Source organism: Xenorhabdus bovienii (genome assembly GCF_024721015.1).
GTDB lineage: Bacteria > Pseudomonadota > Gammaproteobacteria > Enterobacterales > Enterobacteriaceae > Xenorhabdus > Xenorhabdus bovienii.
Genome location: NZ_JANAIF010000141.1, coordinates 1 through 3,740, shown reverse-complemented (window position 1 = coordinate 3,740; position 3,740 = coordinate 1). Strand labels below are relative to the sequence as shown.

Below are 3,740 nucleotides of genomic sequence, written 5' to 3'. Positions count from 1 at the left end.
CCGTGGAGTATGAGCTAAATACTCTATTGGAAGGTTATGGTGCTAAATTTGCAATTAATTTTTCTTGATTACTTAAATATATTCTAAATAGTTTTTCATAATAGTGAGACGCTCCTGTTTATTTTTTCTAAAAAATACTTTTTGATGCGCCTTGCAAAAGATATCAATGGATACTTAAGTGCTGTAAGGAAATGGTCTAGTAAACGACTTCTTTTTGGCCCCACTGGATTTGCCTTTTTAACTAGGTGTACTGACTATGAAAGAGCAATATGCTGTTTGGTGTTCAACTTCAATGGACTATACATCCATTTTAAATAACTTTGTTAATACAGATAAAGGCTGCAAATTTGAGCGTGATTTTAAGTTGGAAAATAGTTTCATAGATTATGACCATGCCATTGTTATTTGGTATGGAAAAGAGCAAGGTGAATTAGGCGAAGTTTCTAGAGAAGAAAATCCTATTTTAGAGCCAAATTTTGATTTTATAATCCATCCAGTTTCAATAAAACTGAAAGAAAACAAGATAGATAAAATAAGCTATCTTTTTGCTATACCTGATTTTGAATATGATTTAGATATAAAGAAAAATGATCTATTTTTCTTTGTCGGAAATATAGAGTGTGAGAGGGAAAATAGTAGTTGGCTAGATGAAATATTAAATGGTATGTAACACATAAACTAGTTTACATATTACAAGCCAAAAACTACTTGGCTTGTCCATTTGAAAAAGCCGGAAAGATCCCCATGATTTCCGGCTTATAGAACTAAAGTAGAAAAGATCGTAATCAAGTTTATCATTGATTTTTTCATTACACTTTCTTGCTTGATTATTTTTATCGCATTTATCAGGTTGGAAGAATAGGAATTAAATAAAGTAATTATGGAAAAACATGAGATTACAACATGTAAATTTACCAGAATTAAAATTACAACCGGGTTGATTTCTTTTAACTCACGATCGACCTTATTACTCTTATGAATATCCAACAATAGTTCCTTTGTGTTATTCTTTTGATCATATTATTGGTTATCACAAGAAAATAGGATGTTATTTTAACGCGCGTTATGAAGATCATGAATATATCCCCGGAGGATATGTTGATGGTATTTTCACTGTCACATTTGAAAATGTTTAATTTTAATACAAATTCAAAAGGCTATGGTGACTGTCTATTTTATGAAAATAAAAAGACGGACAATATCAAGGAATTTTCTCTCTGGTTAAATTACTTTGTTAAAATAACAAAGAATGAACGATTCTTTAAAAAAATAAATGGAACTGGTTCTGCTCTAAGAATTCATATACCTTATCAGAAGGTAGGTAGGAAAATATGGAATTTATTTAATCTCTTAAGGTGATATAATGAAAATTGTTGATGCTTATAACTTATTGAATGAATGGCTTGTAAAAAGCAATGGTGAATTGATTGATTTAGGCGATGGAGAATTATTTTCATTTATCTTAAAAAAGAAATTCAATCACACTGAACTTACTACTTTTGAAAGTAATAACAATATATTACTTCCTGATGAATATAAAGATTTCCTTGAAAATGTTGGCTCTGTAGATATATTTTCAAGTGATATTACTGCAGGAGTTGAAGTATTAGAACCAGCCGAAATAAAGAACTTTTCAAAAGAAGTATTTGAGGGATATGGTGAGGATCTATATCCTAATTTATTATTGACAACATCTATACCTAAAACCGGATATTTTGGCGGCTTTTGGATGTTAGAAGAGAATAAAAATTGCTATTCTATTTTTTATCCTGATGTTCCTCCTGAATATTGGATTGAAGAGGCAGAGTTTTCATCATTCAATGATTGGATTATTAAATTAGTCAAAAGCAAATCGAAGAAAATATAATTTTCTTTAGATTTAATGTAGTATCTCTGTAGATCTATGCCAGCCCACCCTGTTTTGTGAGATAACAACAAGGTGGGATTTTAATTACCTTCCAACCTCAAAAAAAAATTTTTGATATGATACAAACTGATAATCTGGAGTAAAAAAATCCATTCTTTAATATTTAGGTTTATCAAGAGGAAAAACTCATGAATAAAGAAGAAGTTTTAGAAAGATTAGATTTTATTGAAAAAGAAATGGATATTAAATTACCCCATTGTTATAGAAAGTTTTTGTCTGAGGAAATTCAAGATAAACCTTATATCGAAATAACTGGTAAAGAACAAGAGAATATATATGTTTATAATTTCGACTATATTCTTGAAAGAAATAAAAAATATACTATTCAACAAGCTGAGAAAAACTACTTTTTAATTGGTCAAGATGGTGATCTTGGTTATTTTATTTATGTAGAAAAAGGTCAGGAAAGTGATGTTATTTATAGCTTAGATTTGGGTGCATTAGGTAGCGTTGATATGGATGAGGATGGGGATAAGGAAGCCGATAATATTTATAAATTAGGAATGTAAATATCTAGAAATCAGCCAAGATAATGAGTTAAATCTATCTTGGCTGAATAGTTCACATCAAGTATAAAACTGGAAAGTCCCTATACTATTTCAACCTATAGGGATCAAGTAGAAAAGGTCATCATTAACTTTATCATTGAACTCTTAAAGGGGAACGACAAAGAATGTTTGATCATTGAGGTAAAATATTAGAGTGATATCAATGCATGAAACGATAGATTTTTATCTGGAGCCAATGATTTTTTTTAAAAGCTCTGATTTTCTTTCTGGTTCTTCTGATAAATTAGAAGGATATGAAATTATAGAAGATCAAAAAGATGTTATAAAACTTCTTTTTGATCAGGATGTTCCAAGTCCATATGCAATTTGGAGCGATTTTTTTTCCGATCTCATATCTGAATTTTATCTTCATGAGGATTATAAAAAGGCAGATAAAGATATTCTTGACAGAACAAAGGTGTCAACTGAGGATTATGTAAAGGAAAATATTAGAAAAAGAAAATTATATCTGATGAGAAAGAAGCAAGGATTAGCTGATAATGTAGAATATGATTCATTTTTAGAAGAAGTTAGTGATGAATGTCATCATATGCTAAATATGGTTAGTATTTATCGATATTTATTTTCTTTCAATAAGAGTTCTAAATTAGAGGAAATATTTTCCATATTTAAAAAAGGCTTTATGCCATGTGGCGTTACTAAGGATAAAAAAATAGTTATTTTTAACCCAATGGTATTAAAAAATAGTTAATATAGAGGCATATCATCATGAAAAAGCCAGAAGATTACAGAGATCTTCCGGCTTTTTATTATCATCCTCCTGATAATCTCCAATCAGCTCCCGCATCCTGAGCAGAATAAGGTGTACTCCGAAAATTCAATCCCGAAGCACGACACTGTTTTCTTATTCTTTAATTTCTAAAAGGGTTTTACATTTAATTCCGGTTAGTTCTGACAAATCAACATCTTTTCCTGTCGTGCGAAAGGTTTCTTTACGCCTTTGACTAAATAGATGCTGGCAATGCACACACATATCATTAACATTACTCGGGTTTTTAATGGCTTTTAATGTCCTGACGGCATATTTACCACACCGACACCTGACGACATAAATCGCATTACTTTTGCCGTCACTCCGTTGAGACAAAGGGCGGACACCTAATACAGTAAAAAAGCCATATTCATAGCCTTGAATCTGTATCAGGATGTTTATTAAATTTGTCTCCCTTTTGCTTAAGTTAATCAATGAAATTATCTGCACTTTTGTTATAGTCGGTAATACAATACACTGACTTACCGCGTCC

Annotated in this window: 5 protein-coding genes; 4 read left to right on the top strand and 1 reads right to left on the bottom strand. The window is 30.5% G+C overall.

The features are described from left to right. The first annotated feature begins 256 nt into the window (after positions 1 to 256). From NXS07_RS18955 to NXS07_RS18940, 4 genes are all read left to right on the top strand, one after another. Positions 257 to 670: a hypothetical protein gene (locus NXS07_RS18955; RefSeq protein ID WP_051875907.1), complete on the top strand. Its 414-nt coding sequence runs from the start codon at positions 257 to 259 to the stop codon at positions 668 to 670. Positions 671 to 1,363: 693 nt separating this feature from the next. Continuing rightward, on the top strand, positions 1,364 to 1,867 hold the full coding sequence (locus tag NXS07_RS18950) for an SMI1/KNR4 family protein (protein WP_038194265.1): 504 nt from the start codon (positions 1,364 to 1,366) through the stop codon (positions 1,865 to 1,867). Between the two features lie 188 nt (positions 1,868 to 2,055). Further along, entirely contained in the window at positions 2,056 to 2,436 is a 381-nt protein-coding gene (locus NXS07_RS18945) for an SMI1/KNR4 family protein (protein ID WP_038194266.1), read from the top strand. Positions 2,437 to 2,638: 202 nt separating this feature from the next. Then, positions 2,639 to 3,187, top strand: coding sequence for a hypothetical protein (locus NXS07_RS18940; protein WP_038194267.1), 549 nt, complete (start codon positions 2,639 to 2,641; stop codon positions 3,185 to 3,187). Positions 3,188 to 3,340: 153 nt separating this feature from the next. Here the strand turns inward: NXS07_RS18940 and NXS07_RS18935 are convergent, their stop codons facing one another. Beyond that, on the bottom strand, positions 3,341 to 3,706 hold the full coding sequence (locus NXS07_RS18935; protein WP_258087400.1) for a hypothetical protein: 366 nt from the start codon (positions 3,704 to 3,706) through the stop codon (positions 3,341 to 3,343). Positions 3,707 to 3,740: the final 34 nt, after the last annotated feature.

Bases quoted from the DNA above. Each gene is read 5' to 3' on its own strand.
- NXS07_RS18955 (WP_051875907.1), top strand. From the start codon at position 257: ATGAAAGAGCAATATGCTGTTTGGTGTTCAACTTCAATGGACTATACA.
- NXS07_RS18950 (WP_038194265.1), top strand. From the start codon at position 1,364: ATGAAAATTGTTGATGCTTATAACTTATTGAATGAATGGCTTGTAAAA.
- NXS07_RS18945 (WP_038194266.1), top strand. From the start codon at position 2,056: ATGAATAAAGAAGAAGTTTTAGAAAGATTAGATTTTATTGAAAAAGAA.
- NXS07_RS18940 (WP_038194267.1), top strand. From the start codon at position 2,639: ATGCATGAAACGATAGATTTTTATCTGGAGCCAATGATTTTTTTTAAA.